At 69.0% G+C, this 18,476-nt stretch carries 20 protein-coding genes; 10 read left to right on the plus strand and 10 right to left on the minus strand.

From position 1 onward, the window contains the following. Positions 1–149 precede the first annotated feature (149 nt). Positions 150–995 (minus strand): class I SAM-dependent methyltransferase, encoded by an 846-nt coding sequence (locus tag B7P34_RS00695; protein ID WP_223267345.1) that lies wholly within the window; start codon positions 993–995, stop codon positions 150–152. A gap of 556 nt (positions 996–1,551) precedes the next feature. Beyond that, positions 1,552–2,967, minus strand: coding sequence for a glutamate--tRNA ligase (gene gltX / locus B7P34_RS00700; RefSeq protein WP_106673762.1), 1,416 nt, complete (start codon positions 2,965–2,967; stop codon positions 1,552–1,554). Between the two features lie 676 nt (positions 2,968–3,643). Here gltX and B7P34_RS37075 point away from each other — a divergent pair. Next, on the plus strand, positions 3,644–3,811 hold the full coding sequence (locus tag B7P34_RS37075; RefSeq protein ID WP_189382286.1) for a hypothetical protein: 168 nt from the start codon (positions 3,644–3,646) through the stop codon (positions 3,809–3,811). Between the two features lie 73 nt (positions 3,812–3,884). On the opposite strand, the gene B7P34_RS00710 is transcribed toward B7P34_RS37075, so the two are convergent. Beyond that, positions 3,885–4,364 (minus strand): diadenosine tetraphosphate hydrolase, encoded by a 480-nt coding sequence (locus B7P34_RS00710; RefSeq protein ID WP_106673763.1) that lies wholly within the window; start codon positions 4,362–4,364, stop codon positions 3,885–3,887. Between the two features lie 174 nt (positions 4,365–4,538). Here B7P34_RS00710 and B7P34_RS00715 point away from each other — a divergent pair, with 174 nt between their 5' ends. Both B7P34_RS00715 and B7P34_RS00725 read left to right on the plus strand, forming a co-directional pair. Beyond that, positions 4,539–5,192 (plus strand): HAD family hydrolase, encoded by a 654-nt coding sequence (locus B7P34_RS00715; protein WP_223267383.1) that lies wholly within the window; start codon positions 4,539–4,541, stop codon positions 5,190–5,192. A gap of 713 nt (positions 5,193–5,905) precedes the next feature. Beyond that, entirely contained in the window at positions 5,906–6,214 is a 309-nt protein-coding gene (locus B7P34_RS00725) for a hypothetical protein (protein WP_146166671.1), read from the plus strand. Between the two features lie 54 nt (positions 6,215–6,268). Here B7P34_RS00725 and B7P34_RS37080 read toward each other — a convergent pair whose 3' ends face one another. The 3 genes from B7P34_RS37080 to B7P34_RS00740 all read right to left on the minus strand — a co-directional run bounded on the left by B7P34_RS37080 (position 6,269) and on the right by B7P34_RS00740 (position 8,389). After that, on the minus strand, positions 6,269–6,745 hold the full coding sequence (locus B7P34_RS37080) for a sporulation protein (RefSeq protein ID WP_189382288.1): 477 nt from the start codon (positions 6,743–6,745) through the stop codon (positions 6,269–6,271). A gap of 203 nt (positions 6,746–6,948) precedes the next feature. Then, a complete protein-coding gene (locus B7P34_RS00735; RefSeq protein ID WP_106673767.1) occupies positions 6,949–7,206 on the minus strand; it encodes a hypothetical protein in 258 nt (85 codons plus the stop codon). Positions 7,207–7,342: 136 nt separating this feature from the next. Continuing rightward, positions 7,343–8,389 (minus strand): phosphotransferase, encoded by a 1,047-nt coding sequence (locus B7P34_RS00740; RefSeq protein ID WP_353620222.1) that lies wholly within the window; start codon positions 8,387–8,389, stop codon positions 7,343–7,345. 151 nt (positions 8,390–8,540) lie between these two features. Between B7P34_RS00740 and B7P34_RS00745 the strand changes: the two genes are divergently transcribed. Beyond that, positions 8,541–9,062, plus strand: a complete 522-nt coding sequence (locus tag B7P34_RS00745) for a hypothetical protein (protein WP_223267346.1) — start codon at positions 8,541–8,543, stop codon at positions 9,060–9,062. 102 nt (positions 9,063–9,164) lie between these two features. On the opposite strand, the gene B7P34_RS00750 is transcribed toward B7P34_RS00745, so the two are convergent. The 3 genes from B7P34_RS00750 to B7P34_RS00760 all read right to left on the minus strand — a co-directional run bounded on the left by B7P34_RS00750 (position 9,165) and on the right by B7P34_RS00760 (position 11,873). Then, a complete protein-coding gene (locus tag B7P34_RS00750; RefSeq protein WP_106673769.1) occupies positions 9,165–9,572 on the minus strand; it encodes a DUF1992 domain-containing protein in 408 nt (135 codons plus the stop codon). Positions 9,573–9,797: 225 nt separating this feature from the next. Then, complete coding sequence (locus B7P34_RS00755) at positions 9,798–10,373, minus strand: hypothetical protein (protein ID WP_106673770.1); 576 nt, start codon at positions 10,371–10,373, stop codon at positions 9,798–9,800. Positions 10,374–10,943: 570 nt separating this feature from the next. Continuing rightward, a complete protein-coding gene (locus B7P34_RS00760) occupies positions 10,944–11,873 on the minus strand; it encodes a LysR family transcriptional regulator (RefSeq protein WP_106673771.1) in 930 nt (309 codons plus the stop codon). 133 nt (positions 11,874–12,006) lie between these two features. On the opposite strand from B7P34_RS00760, the gene B7P34_RS00765 reads away from it, so the two are divergent. Continuing rightward, a complete protein-coding gene (locus B7P34_RS00765) occupies positions 12,007–12,906 on the plus strand; it encodes an NAD-dependent epimerase/dehydratase family protein (RefSeq protein ID WP_106673772.1) in 900 nt (299 codons plus the stop codon). On the opposite strand, the gene B7P34_RS37085 is transcribed toward B7P34_RS00765, so the two are convergent. Beyond that, positions 12,887–13,045, minus strand: a complete 159-nt coding sequence (locus tag B7P34_RS37085) for a hypothetical protein (protein WP_189382290.1) — start codon at positions 13,043–13,045, stop codon at positions 12,887–12,889. The genes B7P34_RS00765 and B7P34_RS37085 overlap by 20 nt on opposite strands. A 7-nt stretch (positions 13,046–13,052) precedes the next feature. On the opposite strand from B7P34_RS37085, the gene B7P34_RS00770 reads away from it, so the two are divergent. The 5 genes from B7P34_RS00770 to B7P34_RS00790 all read left to right on the plus strand — a co-directional run bounded on the left by B7P34_RS00770 (position 13,053) and on the right by B7P34_RS00790 (position 18,357). Then, positions 13,053–13,934: an aldo/keto reductase gene (locus B7P34_RS00770; protein WP_286157433.1), complete on the plus strand. Its 882-nt coding sequence runs from the start codon at positions 13,053–13,055 to the stop codon at positions 13,932–13,934. A gap of 218 nt (positions 13,935–14,152) precedes the next feature. Beyond that, the gene (locus tag B7P34_RS00775) at positions 14,153–15,499 is read left to right on the plus strand and encodes a Dyp-type peroxidase (RefSeq protein ID WP_223267347.1); all 1,347 of its coding nucleotides are present in this window, start codon (positions 14,153–14,155) and stop codon (positions 15,497–15,499) included. Beyond that, positions 15,496–16,644, plus strand: a complete 1,149-nt coding sequence (locus B7P34_RS00780; RefSeq protein ID WP_223267348.1) for a catalase family protein — start codon at positions 15,496–15,498, stop codon at positions 16,642–16,644. Before B7P34_RS00775 ends, B7P34_RS00780 begins: the two co-directional genes overlap by 4 nt. 37 nt (positions 16,645–16,681) lie before the next feature. Then, a complete protein-coding gene (locus tag B7P34_RS00785) occupies positions 16,682–17,239 on the plus strand; it encodes a hypothetical protein (protein ID WP_106673774.1) in 558 nt (185 codons plus the stop codon). A gap of 380 nt (positions 17,240–17,619) precedes the next feature. Beyond that, the gene (locus tag B7P34_RS00790) at positions 17,620–18,357 is read left to right on the plus strand and encodes a pentapeptide repeat-containing protein (RefSeq protein WP_106673775.1); all 738 of its coding nucleotides are present in this window, start codon (positions 17,620–17,622) and stop codon (positions 18,355–18,357) included. Positions 18,358–18,476 lie beyond the last annotated feature (119 nt).

The raw sequence follows: 18,476 nt of genomic DNA on the forward strand, positions 1-18,476 counted from the left end.
CCGTGGAGTGCCTGGCGCGGCGTTACCTCGGCAGCGCGCTCGCCCGGCTGGAAGGCGGAGTCGGTGCCGTACGCCGAGGCGCGGCAGGCAATGGGACGGTGGCCGCAGAACAGCGCCACAGCTGGAGGCTATCCGGCGCCCTGGAAGCATCATGGCTTGCTGGCGATACAGATGTTGTACCGCCATGTCTCCTGGTGCCGGTACATCTCCACCCCGCTCATCGCGTTGACCAGCCTGTCGCCGCGGCCCACGGCGCGCGCGAGCGCATAGGGCAGCCGTCCGAGCACCGAGAAGCACCGCAGCATGGGCAGGACCTTCTCCGTCGCGTCATAGGCCGATTCGACAACGAAACCGGCCTGCTGGAGAAGCCGCTCCAAGTGGCCGTGGGTCATCGTGAGCATGCCCGGCATACCGGAGAGCTCACAGACCCTGATCAGCGCGGACCGCGCCTGCGGCAGCAGATGAGCCTGTGGAGTGCTCGAATACTCGGACATCACCAGCCTCCCGCCAGGGCGCAGGACGCGGAAGAACTCGGCGAGTCCCTGCCGAGGGTCGGGGGAGTGGACAAAGGACTCCATCGTGTAGACGCCGTCGAAGGAGGCATCGGCGAACGGCAGGGCGTGATAATTGGCCAGGAGGAAACGCGTGCGCCCGCCCAGCTCACCGGCACGGGTCGACCGCTGCCGCGCAATGACGACGTCCGGCTCGATCCCGTCGATCCCAGTGACGTACACCCCGCTCGCCCGTGCAATCGTGCGCGCCGTGTCGCCGACCCCGCACCCGGCATCGAGCACCGACGACCCCGGAGACAGGGCCAGCTTCCGGGCCAGGACGAGCTCCATCCGCCGCATGGCTGCCGCGAATCCCCAAGGGGAATGGCCCGGCTCGTACCAGCCGAAATGACGCGTGCGACCGAGCAGCGCCGCATACCCGAAGCGTGACTCGAACGCCCGGTAGTACGGCATGACGTGCTGCCGGTAATGGACATCGGTCACGTGAGTCATCACGCCGCCCCCCTAGCCGGTCGCCCCGTGCCATCCGAGATCTTCACGGAGAGCAATGACCGGGTGTTCCCGCGAGTCGGACCGCACCACCTTGAAGGTCAGGCGAGCACCGACGCCACCAGTGAGGTGCCGGCGACCAGGGCCTGCACGGTGGCTCTGACACAGCCCCCTGTGAGTCTTTCCCTGCCAGTGATGCATGAACCGTGCGAGCGCGGTGCGCTGGAGTGCCCTCATGCGCCGGGTCGGGCATCTTGCCCTCGGCGGTTGCCGGGTGTGTCAGCGGAAGCCATGACCGGACCTCTGCCTCGCACCGTGGTGATGGCGCCTGGGCTCTGCCGGTGCTCGGCCACGGGCTGTGACTGCTGCGCGGTCCGCTCACGTTGCTGACGTCCCTGGCCGGCTGCATCACGACGGACCGGAGAATGAACGGGCTCACGCACTCGGAACCAATAGCGAGGTCTCTCCCGTACTCACGAAGAGACCACATCGCCTCCGAGCCCTCCGAGTGCGAGCTCCAGATCCTTACCATCCGCCCGCCGTGGCCCCCTCACGCAGTCTCGGACAACCGCTCGATCGCCGCCTCAATTCGGGAGAGGGCGCGCTCGCGCCCCAGGATCTCCACCGACTCGAACAGAGGCAGGCCCACCGTGCGGCCGGTCACCGCCACACGCACCGGAGCCTGCGCCTTCCCCAGCTTGAGTCCGTGCTCCGCTGCCACGCTCTCCAGCGCCGCCTTGAGCCCGTCCGCCGTCCAGTCGCACGCACCCCACTGAGCCCGGACCGACACCAGGACCTCTCGGGCCCCCGCCTTCATGGCCTTGGCCCACGACACCTCGTCCTCGGGCGGTGCCTCCAGGAACAGCCAGTCCACGTACTGCGTGATCTCAGAGAGCACCGTCAGCCGCGTCTGCGCCAGGCCGGCCACGGCCTCGAACGCCCGTTCATCGAACCTCTCGGGCGCCCACGGCGCATACGGGGCCTGAAGCCACCGACGGCACTCGGCGACGAACCGCTCCGGAGAAAGGCCGCGGATGTATTCGCCGTTGAAGGCCGAGAGCTTCTTCACGTCGAAGAACGCCGAGCCCTTGTTCACGTCCTCCAGGCGGAACAGGCCCTCCAGCTCCTTGAAGGGCCGGATCTCCACATCGTCGCCCGGGCCCCAGCCGAGGAGCATCAGGTAGTTGACCATCGCATCCGAGAGGTAGCCCTCGGCCAGGTAGTCCTCCAGCGCCACTTTGTCGCGGCGCTTGGAGAGCTTCTGACGCTTCTCGTTGACAATCACGGGAAGGTGCGCCCATACCGGGGGCTCGGCCCCCAACGCATTCCACAGGAGCTGCTGTTTCGGGGTGTTCGACAGGTGCTCCTCACCGCGGATGACGTGCGTGATCCGCTCACGGATGTCGTCCACGGCATTGGCCAGCACGAAGACCGGCGAGCCGTTGCCCCGTGCGATCACGAAGTCCTCAAGGGACGCGTTCGGGAACTCGGTCCGCCCGCGGACCACGTCGTCGACGACCGTCGCCCCGCCATCCGGAGTGCGGAAGCGCAACGCACGGCCCTCCACGTACGCCAAGCCCCGCTCGCGGCAGAAGCCGTCGTACCCGAGGTGCTGCGACCTGGTGCGCGCGACCAGATCCTCGCGCCGGCAGTCGCAGTAGTACGCCTTGCCCTCGGCGTACAGCCTCAAGGCGGCATCGCGCTGCGCTTCGGCGTTGTACGACTGGAAGTGCGGTCCCTCGAACGCAGGATCGTCCTTACTGATCCCGATCGCCGTCAAGGCGCTGATGATGCCGTCCACCCACTCAGGACGGTTGCGCTCGGCGTCCGTGTCCTCGATCCGCAGAACGAACCTGCCTTGCTGCTGTCGCGCGAGAGCCCAGTTGAACAGGGCGGAGCGAGCGCCGCCGACATGGAACATGCCCGTCGGTGACGGAGCGAATCGGACGCGGATGGTGTTGCGCATGGCCCAAGGCTAGTGGTCTCAGCCTGCCCACCAACCCCTTTTACAGGCTGCGACGGAGGGCGTCTCGCGCGGACCTGCGCGATCGCCGGCTTGCTCCGATTGGAGGCGGCTTTCTCCGTCCGTGATATCCCCCAAGGCATTGTGCGCGTCCCGTCCCGGCGTCCAGCATCGAGGCGCTCCAGCAGCATCGTTGTCTGCGGGGCACTGAAGACCCCGAGCCGGCCGTCGTGCAGCGCGAACGCCTCGCCCGTCGGGAGTCCGTAGGCACTCAGGCAGGGGGCATGACCAGACAGGCCCTCGGCGTGAAGGAGTTCGTCTGAGGGCACAACCACGCGGCCGCGGTCACACGGCTCCGTCGTGCCCCTGGGAAGGTGCGTGAATGCCACGCCGAGCGTGTTCGCAGGCCTGCCTGGTTCGTCGCGCGCGGATGATCTCCGACGAGAGGGACAGCGCAGTGGCGATGACACCGAGAACGGCATTGACGGATAAGAGGATCGTGTCCATGGCAGTGGTCCGATCTCCGGGCCTTGCCGGCACATGGACACCAGCCCGGATGCGACGTTCCGCGTCGACGGCCCCCGGGAGGTTTCCCTGGACTTCATGATGCCGATCCCGGCCCGCTCGCGCCACCCCCTGCCGGCTGCTGCAGCAGCTCTGCAGGACGGTAGGTGCGGCCGTGCAGACATCGGCCGGGCGCGCGATGCAGCAGCCGTATGCGCTGTCAGTGCTGGACGCAGGCCTGCTGCTGCTCGCGCAGGACCGCGACCGTGCGCTCGCACCAGTCGCGGTTGCCTTGTTCGAAGGCGAGCGGTCCTGGCCGGGCTCGACCAGGACGGCCTGGTGAAGGCCGAGGGCTAGCAGGGGGGTAGAGGGCAGCCGCCGTCGGCATGACGAGGCCTGGGGGCCTCGCCCGACCATCAGGAATCGTCGCGGCCGAGCACAGCATCGAGCTCGGCCGTGATCGCTTCCCGCATCTGCTTGTGCTCGGACCCGAGGGTGTGCTGCGGGTCGTGCCAGCGACCGCGCGGATACGCCCACACCGGACGCGCGATCATGTCGGCGGGCTCCCAGTCGTAGCGGGGCCACACGTGGGCATGGACGAAGTGCTCCGCGTTGCCGAGGATTTCGAGATTCAGACGGCGGAATGCAGGATCCTGCTTCCGGCAGGCCAGTTCGACGGCCTCGGCGAGGGTGTCCATGTCGGCGAGGAACGCCAGCCGGCGAGCCTTGGGCAACTCGGAGAACTGCTCCACGCCGGGATCGTCGAGGAGCAGGACGCAGTACCCGGGCAGGAACTGCACATCCCCGATCGCCGCGAACGAGGTGTGCAGGCGGCGCAGGACCGTGGGGTTCTCCCCTCGTCGTGCACTGCCGATCCGGTCTGCCTTGTACGTCATGGGCGGACCCTACAGGCGGAGCGCGGTCCGCGTCCGTCATCCATTCGGACCACCCCCGTACTGGAGTTCAGTGGCGGCCATCCTTGCCCGCCCCGGCTGAACACCGCGGTACTTTCGACACGACGTTCTTCACCGGGGGAGAGGGGTCGCTTCGTGGAGGCTGCGAGGGTGACCATGGCTGACTTTGTAGGGTTGTTCGACCTGGACGACACCCTGGTCCGGCGCCGGGAGACGTTCGGACGGTGGGCAGCAGAGTTCGCTGACGATCACGGTGTGCCGCTGGAATGGCTGCTGAAGACGGACCTGGCGTACTCGTCGCGGCGGGTGGAGTTCTTCGAGCTGGCGAAGGCCGCATTCGGTTTGAAGCCTCCGGTGTCGGAACTCCACGCCCAGTACCGGCGTCGGATGCCGGAGCTGGTCGAGCCGGACCCACAGGTGTGCGCAACGCTCGCCCGTCTACGGGCGGCGGGCTGGCGACTGGGGGTTGTCACGAACGGCATGGTGGACAACCAGACCAACAAGCTCCATCGCGCCGGGCTCTACGACTTGGTGGACACCGTCGTCATCTCCGACGCCGTGGAGATCCGTAAACCGGACGCGCGGATCTTCCGCCACGCCATCACGAGCCTCGGCGCCGAACCGGGACCACATGTGGTCATGGTCGGCGACAGCCTCGAGAGCGATATCGCGGGCGCCCAGCGTGCCGGCCTCACTACGGTGTGGGTCTCCCACGGCCGACCGCTCCCCGACGTCGAGGCGCGCCCCCACCACATCATCCAGACAGTTACTGAAGCAGCTGCTGTCTTGATGGAGATGAAGACGGGTTGATGAGCCACCGGTCGATGTTGAGTTTTAAGATCGCCGACCTTAAAACTCAAACGTCAACGGCAGCCTCCACGTCCCCTTCGTAGCTTCCGAGAATTCCCAAGGACACGGCCGTCAGGTTCCCGAAGCTGCCCGTCGGCGGTGACGGTCTCCGGATGGTGATCGTCCCGTGATGGCTTGTGTCCTGGACGTACCGTTCGACGATTCAGGTGCACTGGAATTGCCGGTCCAAGCAGGCTGCGAATCGGTCGGGGCGGTGCGCGGCCGCACGCCGCGGTTCCGGCGCCAGGACCCCCTTCCCGCCTTGGTCGGATTGCCCGGAAGGGGCGGGCATGGCCACTCTGACCGTCATCCAGGACACGATCCGCACCGCCGCGCCCGGGCAGCGGACCGTCTTCACTACGAGACTGCCCATGGCGTCATTACAGGCAAGCTCAACCACCGCCTTGGGTGTGCGTGCGCCCGGATCGGGATCGATCACCCTGAGTACCGCACCCGCGCGATCGACATCGGCGAACGCCTACAGGTGCTCAAGGACTACCCGGCGTCCCCGGGCTGCACGTCTCCGTTCGTGCCCGTCTGGGTCAATGAGATGGTGCGCCGACAGCACGAGAAATAGACAGACACGAGAAATGGGTAAATAGGACGGTCCGTGCCGACGCCCGTGCCAGCGAATGGGGCGTTGTGGTCATCAAAGCCCGTGCGGGCATCGGCAGGTGTACGACGAGGGCCAGGAACATGACCTGGCAGGGGTGGTGCCCTTCGGCCCGCTCGATGAACGCGATGAAGAGGCGCCGTGCCCGTTCGCGGACGGCGGGGTCAGCGGTGTGCAGTGGTTCGGCGAAGCCGTAGTCCAGGGTGCGCCGCCAGGCTTCGGCGAGGTCAAGCAGGGACTTGGATGCCTCCCATGCCGCCCGCTGGAGGCCCTCAGCCACCGGCGCACCGACCGCCACCTCAGCTGTGACTCCACCGACCTGGTCAACCCCACCACCCAGGCCACCTGGCGTATCGATCGAACTTTCTGAGACCCGCAGCAGCGGAGGCGCAGATGCGGTTCCGGCCGCCCGAGGGCGACCTGCTCACCCAATACGGCGCTTGGTGAGGCGACGCGCGAGGAGTGGAAGGGCGGTGCCTGCCAAGAGGGCGGCGACCGGTAGCGCGACATCCACCCAGGGATTCCGGAGTGGTCTGTACGCGGCGGTGCCGTCCTTGATTTCGATGAAGCCGCGGGGCCGGGCCATGACTCCTCCTCCTCCGCCGCCTCCTCCGCCGCCTCCGCCTCCGCCTCCGCCTCCGCCTCCGCCTCCGCCTTCGCCGGTCGTGGCTGCGGCTCCGACCGTGCGCGCCGCGCCACCCCCGAAGCCGAACCCGATGCCGATCTCGGCGACCGGGATGACGGTGATGCCGTCGGTCGTGACGGGCTCGCCGTACACGATCGTCTTCGAAGCCCGGCTGCCGAGCTCGCCGGCCAGGCGCTCCAGCAGGGCGGCGGAGGCGTGGGCAGCAGGCGTGTTCTCGTCCGGGACGGGCCGGGCGGTATCTTCCGGGGCAGTCATCGGTGCCTCCTTCGGCGCTGTGTGCGGCGGTGCTGAGGATAACGAAGCCCATCGAGCCGTCTACTGCTCACCGCCGGGCCACAGCCTGACGCCCGTCTCGGCGGTACGCGCCCGAGGGGAGGCCACGGTGCTGTCGGGGGCGCCGTCGATCGTGCGGTCCTTCGCCGTGATCTGCAGGTCGTCGGTGCGGCACAGGCCGCGGTTTATCCGGTGGGCTTGAGGGCGTGGCCGCAGATGGTGACGACCAAGCCCACGGCCAAGAGGATCCAGGAGTAGGTGAGCAGGCTTGCCACCTGGAACAGGAGGCCCAGCCCCCACAGCCGGGGATTGCGCACGATGCGGCGCAGCGGCCGGCCGGGCACACGATTGCGGGTGAAGGCGTAGATGCCCAGCGAGCCCACCCCCACGGAGACCACAGCGGTCAGGCCCATGCAGAACAAGAGCAGTGAACCGAATGCCATCGCGCCCTCCCCGCCCCAGGTTGTCCTGCTCGGGATACTACGTCTGACCGGGACCGTGTTGTCCGCCGGGCGAGCATCAGGGCGAAGCACCCTCCTGGTGCCGGCGGACAACCCTCTAAGGCCGGCGGAGAACCCTCTAAGGTCGCTGTGCAGGCAGTGGCTGAAGTGCGGGCCATCGGGTGAGCATGCTCTCGCGCATGGCCGCGGCCAGCTGTCCGAGCCGGCTGAGCCCGCCGCCCTCTGCAGTCATCCGGCTGACAACCCCAAGGCGGTGCACCAGCCGCTGACGAGCGGTCGCAGTGCCCCATTCCCAGTCACGGTCCGGGAGCTCGCCCAGACGGTCGGTGACCCCGCGCTCGGCCCGCTGGACCAGAGCGTCACCCCGTAGCAGCCAGCCGGCGCACGCATCGGTGAGATCGCCCGGGACCTCGGTGCCGGTTGCGGTACGCCATGCCGAGCGGTACGCACTCTCTGCCGCGTCCAGCAGCTCCGGAGCCGGAGCCGTGGCGCACCAGCAGGTCGGGAAGCCGATACGGAGGTAGGCAAGCTCCGTGATCCCGCTGCCCAGCGCGGCCTGTTCGAAGTCGATGAACCTCACGCCTTCGCTGGTGTGCATGTCGTTGCCGGGACAGGGGTCGCCGTGCAGCAGGGCATGGCCCGGAGCGCCGGCCAGGCGGTCCACAAGGCCCTCCAGCTCGGTTCGCACGCCGGACGGCAGCACCACGCCGAGCGTTCTGGCGAGCCTGAGGAAGGAGCCGATGTCATCCAGCGGCGGGCCCGACCAGGTCGGAAGACTGCCCACGGTGTCGGCAACGGCAGCCGCATGGAGCCGGGCCAGCGCGTCCGCGTAGTCGACCACCCAGCCCTCGCACGGCTTTTGGCGGTCCACGTGCTCGAGCACCAGCACCCGCTCGCCCGGATCGGTGCCGAGAAGCTTCGGCACCACGGGCGGGTCGACCCGGGAGGCAATCTGCAACGCAGCCGCCTCCCGGGCGTAACCGTCGGCGGCTCCCGGGCCGCCGACGAGCTGCTTGACCACCACAGGCGTTCCGGACAACTCGGCCCGCCACACGCGTGAACGCGGACTGCTGCTCAGCCTGCGCACCCGCCGGGGCGAACCCAGTTCGGCTTTGAGTCTCTCTCCGAACGGCAGTTGTGACCACATGGACCGACCTTTCCACATGCCCGAGCGCTATTGCCGGCGAGATTGGTTGCTGGACAGCTCACGTCGCGGGCTTCGGAGCACTTGACCCCGAAGCTGCGGAGGGCGGCCCGCGCCGAACTCGCCGCTCTCCACAGCCTTCGCTCATGGTCGGCCGGACGGTTTTCCGGACGTGGTCAGCGCATGGTTCCGGGCCCGGGCCACGGCCACCCGCAGCACCCAACCCGGCGGACCGGCCGTCGCCACAGCCGCAGCGCACTACCGCGCCGACGACGACGCCCTCAAGACCGCCGGACTGCCGGGGCTGCACCGCGGACTGCGCCCACTCGCCCTGCCGGGCCTGCGCCTGCTGCACGACCGGCCCATGCCCACCGACCCGCGCCTGGACTGGGGTCCGTACCGCCCATGGGCCCAGCCGCTCGTGCTGCTCGCCCAGGACCGTGCCGACGAGGCCCGTACCGCCCTCGCCACGGTGCCCGAACCACCGCGTGATCACTTGCAGGAAGCGCTCTGGTGCCTCACCGCCCGCGCCGCCGTGCGCCTCGGCGAGCCCGAACTCGCCGCCCGTGCCGCAGCGGCCCTGCGCGATGCCCGCACCGAAGACGCCGGCGCCGCCAGCGGCATGCTGACCCTGGGTCCGGTGGCGCGATACCTGGCAGAGGCGGAGGAGGAGGCATGCGCGGGGGCGGAGTGAGCCGCATCGGGTCGGGCGCCGGAGGCTGATCGCAGGGCGTCAGCGCAGTGCGGCGACCGGCGGTCTGCATGCCGCCGGCGCCGTACAGCATCCGCCCCAGCCCTACGAGAGGCCCTGCTGGTTCTCCCGCCACGTCGTGAGGACGGTCTCGATGTCGTACGGGGAGAGGTTCAGCGGTGGGCCGGGCGGAGGCATGCGCAGGGCAGCGGTGATCTTGTCGTTGATCTCGGTGATGATCTGCCGCACCTCACGCTCCGTCCTGGCCTCCACGGCGGCGGCGAGGGCGTCCTCGGCCTCCTTGCGCAGGGCGAGCGAGGGCGGGAGGAAAGAGACCTTCTCGCGCCGCATCTTCTCCTTGATCCACCAGTCCTCGTCGTAGGGGCGCTCGAGGCCGGGCAGTGGCTTGCCGAACCCCGGCAGGTCCTTGAAGCCGCCGCGCTGTTCGGCTTCCCGGATCTGGCGGTCGGTCCACGTCTCGAAGTCGATTCCACGGGGTTTGCGCTCGGTCACTGGTCGCTCCTCCACCGCTCGGCCCTTCCTATTCCTCCTTTCCAGGATCGCAGACACCGGTCCGCCCCCACCCCGGCCGAGGCGGCAGTGCCTGCGCCTCACGGCAACGGCTCGGCCGGCGCCGCCTCGCCGCCCGCGCGCTGCTCCGGCACCGGCAGGACGACCTCGACCCGACCAAGGCACTGCCGCTGCTGGAGCGGGCCTGCACCGCGCCCGGCAAGCGCCCTACGCGCCGGTACGGGGCGGCATCCAGTGGGGGGTAGTGAAGTCGCCCTTCTCCAGGGTTTCGAAGGGAGCGCTGCTCACGCACTTGCCGACGCTGTTGATCGGGAGTCCGTCCATGGCCCAGCTGTAGCCGAGCCGGTCCTTCTTCCCGCCTTTGCCACCGTCGAGGATCGTGAAGCCGAACCGTTTGCCCTTCAACTCTTCGGCGGAGGGCATCGGGATCCCCGGTGCGACCTTGACCTGGGCGTCGGTGACGATCCCCGTCGCCACGGCGACCGGTCCGCCGGTCAGCAGGCAATCGATGCGGCCCTTGAACCGCACGTCGAATTCCTTGCCGTACTGGTGGCTGACGTCGAAGGTTCCCCGGGCCTTGTCGGCGAACCCGTGCGCGTCGATGGCAAAGTGGACGTCGTCACCGGGACTCCGCTTCAGCTTGCCGGAGCCGACGACAGAGGGCTCGTCCTTGGTCTGCGCTGCGGCTGTTCCACCGGCTGTCGTCACGCCGGCGACAGCAGCGGCGCACACGCCCAGCGAGACAGCGGCGGTGGCAAAGGAGCGGCGGCGTATGCGGGACATTGATCCTCCTGCTCGTAAGAGAACTCGTAAGAGAACTCGTAAGGGATGGGGCCGGGTCCGTTTCGGTCCGCGTTTCGCGTGGCCTCCCGGCCGCTCACCTTCAGCCTGCCGTTCCGCACAGCCCGACCACATCACCTCTCGGATGGTCTTGGCTCCGCCGCGCGGTGGAACGGCGTTCCTCCTCCGCGACGACTCCGGATCCACGACAGTGCGGGCCCTGTCCTTCGGCGCCGCCGCGGCCGCCTACCAGCGCGGACGCCCGCCGTATCCGGCTCAGGCGCTTGACTGGATGGTCCCGGCAACCACGCGCCGCATCCTCGGCCTCGGCGTCGGCATCGACGCCGTCCAGCCGCCCTTCGCGCCCCCCAACACCGCACCGTCGAATGGTGCGCCGACAAAATCACCATGCCGTACATCACCCACTGCTACCGCACCCACCTCTGCTGAGCTCGGCAGTCAACCTGGACTGCCGGGCGGCCGCCTGGTCGTCCGCGGGGAGTGGCGATCCGGGAGCCGGGACGCGGGCACAACGCCGACCGAGGAGTTGCAAGGCGGCCACCCGCCGTTCGATCACTGGCGCGCCGTGCCCTCCGCCTGTTCGGCGATCAGGGACGCCAGCTGCTCGGCCAGTCGTGCGGCGGGGCCGCGACGGCGGCGGGAGAGGGCCAGGCCGAGATGCCGGCGAGGGCTCGGTTCGGCGAGGGGGAGCGCGACCAACTCCGGGTGACGGGTCAGGCCGATCTCGGGGATCAGCGCGACACCGATGCCGGCGCGGACGAGGGACTGGGCGAAGTCGTAGTCCGTCGCCGTGCACGAGATCTGCAGTTCGACACCGGCCAGGTCGGCGTGGCGGGCGAGCTGGTCGGCGGACTTCCGGCAGCCCAGGATCCACCGCTGGTCGGCGAGCTCGGCCAGATGCGGCGGCTCGGGCCGGGCCTGGTAGCGGACCGCGGCGGGGTGGAGGTGACCCAGCACGACCCGTAGCGGATCCGTGCCGAGGGGCGTCCAGTCCAGACCGGACCGGTCGCCGGGCCGGGCGGGCGGCGGCCCGTCGAGATGGTAGGCGAGGGCGAGGTCGGCCCGCCCCTCGCGGACGTCGGGCAGGCTCTCCTCCGGCTCCGCCTCCAGGATCGTCAACTCTACTTCCGGATGGTCGGCGACAAAGGCGGCCAGGGCCGCGGGCAGCAGCCGCCGGCCCGCACTGGCGAACGTGGCGACGGTGAGGGAGATCCGCTCGGCGGCCAGCCGCTCGATGCGCTGCTGAGTATCGGCCAGTTCGGCCGCTATCGCGTCGGCAGCCTCCACCAGCAGGCGGCCCGCGTCCGTCAGCGTCACCCCTCGGGTGGAGCGTTCAACGGCGGGCGCGCCCAGGCTTCGCTCCAGCGCGGCGATCTGCTGTGAGACGGCCGAGGGCGTGCAGTACAGCGCCTGCGCCGCCTGATTGAAGCTGCCGTGGCGGGCCACCTCACGCAGTACGGCCAGCCGCTGTACGTCGATCAACAGTTCTCCTTACGACGAGGCACAGCAATCGATACTACTGCTATTGATCAACATCGAGCAGGCTGATCACCGCAGACGCAAGGAGCGTGGCCGGCGCGAAAGCGCGAGGAGACGGACCAGGAGGGCCGACGGCATGGACGTGTGTGTGATCGGAGGGAGCCGCTACTTCGGGCGGCGGCTGATCGAGGAACTGCGGGATACGGGCGCAGCGGTCACCGTCATCAACCGCGGGTCGGCACCCGCCCCGCAGGGCGTGACCCACCTGCGCGCCGACCGTGACGACGAGTCCGCGCTGCGCACCGCACTCGCCGGCCGGTCCTTCGACGTCGTGATCGACCAGGTCTGCTACTCGCCCCTCCAGGCGGCCATCGCCGCCCGGGTCTTCGCCGGACGCACCCGGCGCTACGTGCTGACCTCCACGGTCGAGGTCTACGCCGAGCTCGGCCGGCCGGGCGGGGGACCGGGGGCGGCCCTCCCGGAACAGGCCGTCGATCCCTCGACCTGGCCGGTGGACCTGACACTGCCCTGGACGGAGCCGCGGTTCCTGGAGGGCCACTACGGCGAGGGCAAGCGCCAAGCGGAGGCACTGCTGACCCGGGAGGCGCCCTTCGACGTCGTCACCGTCCGCACTGCGCACGTCCTCGGCGGGGCCGACTTCACCGGGCGGCTTGCCCACTACATCGAGCGGATCGAGAACAGCCTGCCGGTCTCCGTCCACGCCGCACCCCGGCCCGCGTCCTTCATTCACGCGCCGGAGATCGCCCGCTTCCTGGCCTGGGCCGCGACGGCGGACTTCGCCGGCCCCGTCAACGCGGCGTCCCACGGGACGCTGGACGCACGCCAGTTGTGCGAGGCGATCGGCCGTGCGGTCGGTACGGAGCCGACGCTGGTCACCGGGACGGGGGAGCCGGTCTCGCCGTTCTCCTTCGAGCGCAGTTACGTCATGGACACCGGCCGGGCGGCGCGCCTGGGTTTCCAGTTCTCGTCGGTCGACAAGTGGCTGCCGCTGGTTCTCAAGGAGGCCCGGGCGTGAAGGGCTTGATGAAGAACGCGATGAAGAACGCGATGAAGGACGCGACGAAGGACACGACGAAGGAGATGGCGATGGAGATGGCGATGGAGACGATGACGGAGACGACGATGGAGAGGACGAAGGGCACGATGAAGGACATTCCAGTAGTGCACGCCGCTGCCCGCACCATCGGCGGCGTTGCGGTGGGCTCCGTCGGACTCGGTGCGATGCCGCTCTCCGTCGAAGGGCGCCCGGACGAGGACCAGGCGATGGCCACGATCCACGCCGCGCTCGACGCAGGCGTGCGGCTGATCGACACCGCCGACTCCTACCACTGGCACGCCGGCGAAGTCGGCCACAACGAACGCCTGATCGCCCGTGCACTGGCCGCCTACGGCAGAGGCTCGGAAGAGGTGCTGGTGGCGACCAAGGGCGGTCGTGGCCGTCCCGGCGACGGGTCATGGACGGTCAACGGCGACCCGCGCCACCTCCGGCGCGCGGCGGAGGCCTCGGCGGCCCGGCTCGGTGTGGAGGCGATCGGCCTCTACCAACTGCACAAGCCGGACCCGGCCGTCCCCTTCGCCGACTCGGTCGGCGCGCTGCGGGACCTGGCCGACGCCGGCACGATCCGGATGGCCGGACTCTCCAACGTGGACCGTGAGCAGATCGGCATCGCTCAGGAGATCCTCGGCCCGTATCTGGTCTCGGTGCAGAACCGCTTCTCCCCAGCGCACCAGTCCACCCGGGACACCCTCGACCTCTGCACCGAGCTCGGCCTGGCCTTCCTGCCGTGGAGCCCGCTCGGCGGGATCTCGCTGAGCGCCGTCGACGATCCGGGAACCGGCGCACCGACCCCGGACTCGCCCTTCCACGCTCTCGCCCGCGCCCGTGGCGTCAGCCCGCAACAGGTCTGCCTGGCCTGGCATCTGGCCCGGTCGCCGGTCGTGGTCCCGATTCCGGGCGCACGCCGACCGGCTTCCATCCGCGACTCGGCCGCGGCGGCCGGGCTCACCCTGTCAGCGGAGGAGGTGGCGGGGCTGTGCCTGTAGGGCGGGTTGGCTTGCTTCTGTTCGGCTTGCCTCCGTTCGGCTTGCCCCCGTCCCCCTTCGCGACACAGCAACCGGATTGCCGCGGAGGCCGACGACAGTGATGCATAGTATATGTGCGTTTATAACGATACGAAGGAGCCCGTCATGTTCCTGATCGTGTGCCAGTTCGAACCGCTGGGCTGAGTGGGTCTCCCGTGTGCGCGGTGCCGAGCCTGGAGTTGGACGATATCCAGGGCACGGTGCTGCGCCGCCGCCCGGACGACTATCAGGGCGCCTACCTGCTCTACCGCATCGACGACCCGGCCGCGGCAAAGCGGTCGTTGCGCGAGGTTCTGCCGAAGATCACCAGCGCAGCGGACTGGGAGCTGCCCCGTCCGTTCACCCTCAACGTCGCCTTCACCTACCGCGGGCTGGCCCGGCTGGGCGTGCCGCAGGAGTCACTCGCTTCCTTCTCCGAGGAGTTCCGGGCCGGCATGGCCGCCCGCAAGGAGGTGCTCGGCGACCTCGGGGCCAACGACCCCAGTAGCTGGAACCCGCCGCTGGGCGGCCCCGACGTCCACATCGGGGTGATGATCATCGCGAGGTCGCCCGCGGAGCTTCGCGAGCCGGTCGAGACAGCCGGGCGTCTGGCCGGGGTGAGCCTGGTGTACCGGCTCGACGTCGGTGTCCCGGTCACCGGGCGCGAGCACTTCGGGTTCCGGGACGGCATCTCCAGCCCCCACCTGCTCGGCAGCACCTGCGAGCCGCTGCCCGGCCAGGACAGTGTCCAGCCCGGTGAGTTCCTCTTCGGCTACCCGGACGAGTCCGGGGCACCGCCGAAGGGGCCGGTCCCGGACGCGCTCGGCCGTAACGGCTGCTACCTGGCCTTCCGCCAGATGCACGCGGACGTCGCCGCGTTCCGCAGGTTCCTGCGCGATACCGCCCGCTCTCCCGAAGACGAGGAACTCATCGCCGCAAAGATCGTCGGCCGCTGGCGCAGTGGCGCACCGCTCGCGTTGACGCCGGACCACGACGATCCGGAGCTGGGCGCCGACCCGATGCGCAACAACGACTTCCACTATCAAGACGACCCACAGGGCTTGCGCGTCCCGCGCGGCGCGCACATCCGGCGCGCCAACCCGAGGGACGGTCTCGCGGACACGGTGGTCGAGACCCGCATCCACCGTGTGCTGCGGCGCGGCGCGGCCTACGGCCCGGTGCTGCCCGACGGGGTCCTTGAGGACGACGGTGCGGAGCGCGGGATCATCTTCGTCTTCCTGGGCGCCAGCCTGTCCCGGCAGTTCGAGTTCGTGCAGCAGGTGTGGCTCAACGACGGTGACTTCGCCGGCCTCGGCGCCGAGCGTGACCCACTGGTCGGCGACAACGGCGGTACGGGCAGTCACACCATCCCGGCCCGGCCGGTCCGCCGCCGGCTCACCGGCCTGCCCCGGTTCGTGACCGTGCGCGGCGGCGAGTACTGCTTCCTGCCCGGCCTGGCAGCGCTCGAATGGCTCACCGCGCTGCCCGACCCGGCCGGGGCCCCGGCCGCCACGCCACACTCGCCGAATCCGGAGGACGACAGGTGACACCATCCGAGACGACCTTCACGCCTGTGCGGTACTCACCCGACGTCGCGCCACCGGAGCCGGACTTCGACCGGAATCTGCAGCAGGTCATCGACATCGTCGAGGACTTCGAGAAGGGCTCGGTGGAGGGAGAGGGCGAACACCGGGCGGTGCGCTTCGCCCACGCCAAGGCGTACGGACTGGTGCGCGGCACGTTCGAGATCCTCGACGGCGTTCCGCCCGAGTACGCCCAGGGCATCTACGCCGGACCCGGCAAGCACGACGCGCTGGTCCGCTACTCCAACGGGCTGTCCCACCTGGGCGCCGACCGGATGCTGGGCAACGTCGTCGGCATGGCCACCAAGGTGTTCGGGGTGGATTCCACCACCACCCTGCCGGACGAGTCCGCGAGTCACACCATGGACTTCAACATGATCAACGGGCCCATCTTCTTCTGCAACACAGCGGCCCACTACACATTCCTGGCAAAGCTCTTCATCGACCTGCCCCAGTACCGGCTCGCAGGCCGCCGGGGCAGCCACCAGATGTTCCACGACTGGGTCACCGGCTACGGCACGCTGCCCGCGTCACAGTGGGCTTGGGACGAGCTCGGCGCGATGCTGCGACTGGGCGAGCGGGCCCGCTGGCAGAACCTCCTTCTCAGCTCCTTCTTCTCGATGGGAGCGGTGCGGCACGGCGACTACATCGCCAAGCTGCGCATCCGCCCGACGAACGAATCGGCGGCCGGCGTACAGGCCCGTGACCTCGACCCGAAGAGCGGCGACGAGGTCTTCCGTCCCGCTCTGGTCAGTGAACTGGCAAGAGCAGAGCACGAGTTCGACTTTCAGGTGCAGCTGTGCGCGTCCCTGGAGACCATGCCCGTCGACGACCTCACCGTCGAATGGGAGGAGCACGAGTCTCCTTTCGTGACGGTCGCCAGACTGCGCTTCGCCCGCCAGGACATCGGAGGCGAGAGCAACCTCGCCGCCGCCGACGCGCTCTCCTTCACACCATGGCGTTGCCCACCGGAGCACGTGCCGATCGGTTCGATCCAGACCGTGCGCAAAGAGGTGTACCGGCGCTCGTCGTTGCTGCGCCACGAGCTGAACGGGCAGCCCCGCACCGAGCCGGCGTCGGCGGCCGACGTCCTCCCCGACCCGGCCTGACGCGGCCCGGCCTGACGCCTCCCCGGAAGGAATCCCGATGTACGAATTCGTCCCGTCCACCTACCAGCCGATCTCCCCGGACGTGCCGGTCGAGGAGATCGCCAAGCACTTCCAGAGCCCCCGCCCGCAGACCGACGGCGTCGGCCTGCGAGCAGTGAACCGCAGCGAGTTCACGCTGGTGGCGCCGGTCATCCAGCCGACCGGACCTGCCGTCTTCCTGGAGCGCGCCGAGAAAGCCTGCATCGAGGCCCCCTACTGGGAGAACCGGCTCGGGACGGTTCACGACCTGCGGGTCGCGCTGATCAACGATGGTCAGCAGGTTCTGTTCTGCGCGACCTACAGTGACGAGTTCAAGCCCTACGTCGTCGACGTCATCCGCTTCGCCACCCCCTGGATCGACTACATGTTCACCGACGTCGCAGTCGGATACCCGGGCCTGGCCTCCGACGACGCGATCGCCTACATCGCCAAGCACCAGATGCAAGCCAACGTCTGGTACGGCGGGCCGAACCCGGAGGCCAGCCCCAGGGACATCGCCAAAAGCATCGCGGTGGCCACCGCGCTCGACAATCTGCTGGATGCCACCCAAGGCTGACAAAGCCCAGGAGGCTCTTCTCCGGCAAAGCCATCGACACGTTTGTCCAGGACGGCGCGTGAGCGAGATCCGCAGATCCGGCGATCATGAGGTGAAGCGCAGAATCAATTTCAGAGAACTGCGCTTGCGGGCAATGGCCGGCCGCCGGTCCGTAACCGCAGGCACCGCAAGTCCCCGGCCCAGTGGTCACCTTGGCGTCCGGAAAGAGGCCGGGACAGGGATCCCACCGCCCCGCGGGCCGGAAAAACATCACAACGGCAACGTGATTAGATGTCCCATTTCTTGCTATTTATATAGCTTCCGAGGCGAGGCTCGATCGGCTTTCGGAGCGGTCTCCCGACCTCGCGCCGATTGGGCAAAACCAGGGGAGCGGCGTCAGCATGAGGCCCTTCCCCTCGCAGCAGGCCCCTCAGGGTCGTAGCGAGGGCTGCCCACCCGCGCCGCCCTGGAAGGAAACCCGTGCGAGTCCGTACCCCCGTGACCTGAACGCCCTGCCCTACGCGCAACACCTTGAGCCCTTCACCGGCGAGCTCGAACCCGCGGGCGCCTACGAATGGCTGCACTTCGACGGCTCCGCCTTCCAGGGCGTGGAAGCCGGCAGTTCCCTCTTCAGCCAGTCGGCCTTCTCCTCGGTCACCTTCGACCGCGGCCGCCTGCGCCGCTCGCGGTTCGACGAGGTGTGGCTGCACACCGTCCGCATGGTCGGCACCAACCTCGCCGAGACCACCTGGCTGGACAGCGAGTGCACCGCCGGCGTCTTCGCCGGTACTGAGGTCCACGGCAGCGAGATGCGCCGCATCGTCTTCCACCAGTGCAAATTCGACTCGGTCAACCTGCGCGCGACCTCGCTGAAGGACATCGTCTTCGTCGACTGCCTCCTGCGCGACGTGGACTTCGGCGGAGCGAATCTGGCCGACGTCAGCTTCCCCGGCTCGGCCCTGGACCGGGCGCGGTTCGACAAGGCCACGCTGACCAGGGTCGACCTGCGCGAGGCCACCGCGCTGGGCATCGTCTCCGGGATCGGGTCCTTGAACGGCGCGACGATCAGCACCGCCCAGCTGTTCGACCTTGCACCCGTCCTGGCGCAACACGTCGGCCTCACCGTAAGCGATCGATGATCGATCATTACTGGCCGGTAGGTGTTGACCGCATTGACTTCCCGCTCCTAGCGTTGTGGGTGACGGAAGTAAGGTTCCATCACGCGGAATCGCAGTGGAATCAGAGCAGTGGAATCAGA

Origin of the sequence: Streptosporangium nondiastaticum, from assembly GCF_003011965.1 — a bacterium.
GTDB lineage: Bacteria > Actinomycetota > Actinomycetes > Streptomycetales > Streptomycetaceae > Streptomyces > Streptomyces nondiastaticus.

What these genes read in the sequence shown, in the direction of transcription:
- gltX (WP_106673762.1), bottom strand. Translation starts at nt 2,967, where the DNA reads ATGCGCAACACCATCCGCGTCCGATTCGCTCCGTCACCGACGGGCATG.
- B7P34_RS37085 (WP_189382290.1), bottom strand. Translation starts at nt 13,045, where the DNA reads ATGTCCTTCATCGTGCCCTTCGTCCTCTCCATCGTCGTCTCCGTCATC.
- B7P34_RS00755 (WP_106673770.1), bottom strand. Translation starts at nt 10,373, where the DNA reads ATGTCCCGCATACGCCGCCGCTCCTTTGCCACCGCCGCTGTCTCGCTG.
- B7P34_RS00735 (WP_106673767.1), bottom strand. Translation starts at nt 7,206, where the DNA reads ATGGCATTCGGTTCACTGCTCTTGTTCTGCATGGGCCTGACCGCTGTG.
- B7P34_RS00785 (WP_106673774.1), top strand. Translation starts at nt 16,682, where the DNA reads ATGTACGAATTCGTCCCGTCCACCTACCAGCCGATCTCCCCGGACGTG.
- B7P34_RS00740 (WP_353620222.1), bottom strand. Translation starts at nt 8,389, where the DNA reads ATGTGGAAAGGTCGGTCCATGTGGTCACAACTGCCGTTCGGAGAGAGA.
- B7P34_RS37080 (WP_189382288.1), bottom strand. Translation starts at nt 6,745, where the DNA reads ATGACTGCCCCGGAAGATACCGCCCGGCCCGTCCCGGACGAGAACACG.
- B7P34_RS00715 (WP_223267383.1), top strand. Translation starts at nt 4,539, where the DNA reads ATGGCTGACTTTGTAGGGTTGTTCGACCTGGACGACACCCTGGTCCGG.
- B7P34_RS00765 (WP_106673772.1), top strand. Translation starts at nt 12,007, where the DNA reads ATGGACGTGTGTGTGATCGGAGGGAGCCGCTACTTCGGGCGGCGGCTG.
- B7P34_RS00710 (WP_106673763.1), bottom strand. Translation starts at nt 4,364, where the DNA reads ATGACGTACAAGGCAGACCGGATCGGCAGTGCACGACGAGGGGAGAAC.
- B7P34_RS00790 (WP_106673775.1), top strand. Translation starts at nt 17,620, where the DNA reads ATGAGGCCCTTCCCCTCGCAGCAGGCCCCTCAGGGTCGTAGCGAGGGC.